Origin of the sequence: Burkholderia sp. RS01, from assembly GCF_039748055.1 — a bacterium.
Taxonomy (GTDB): Bacteria; Actinomycetota; Actinomycetes; order Actinomycetales; family Micrococcaceae; genus Arthrobacter.
Genome location: NZ_JBDLAK010000100.1, coordinates 1 through 219, shown reverse-complemented (window position 1 = coordinate 219; position 219 = coordinate 1). Strand labels below are relative to the sequence as shown.

The following is a 219-nucleotide window of genomic DNA, read 5'->3' as shown; positions in this document are numbered from 1 at the left end:
CCACCTCGAAATCTTCGCCACCGCCGACCAATACGAACACCTCCTCACCGTCATGAACACCGCCACCAACCCCCGCACCCCACCCACCACCGGCCCCGGAACCGGCACAGAGGGCGGAGAGGGCGCCGACGTCACCACCACGGACGCAGACACCGCGGCGGCGGACACGGCCGGAGGGACGGACACGAACACTTCGACGGCGGCGACACTGCACACGGG

Annotated in this window: 1 protein-coding gene; it reads left to right on the top strand. The window is 69.9% G+C overall.

Going from position 1 to position 219, the window contains the following annotated elements; translation table 11 throughout:
* Window positions 1-219: hypothetical protein (locus ABFP37_RS22700; protein ID WP_347035058.1), on the top strand; the 219-nt coding region annotated here is incomplete at both ends.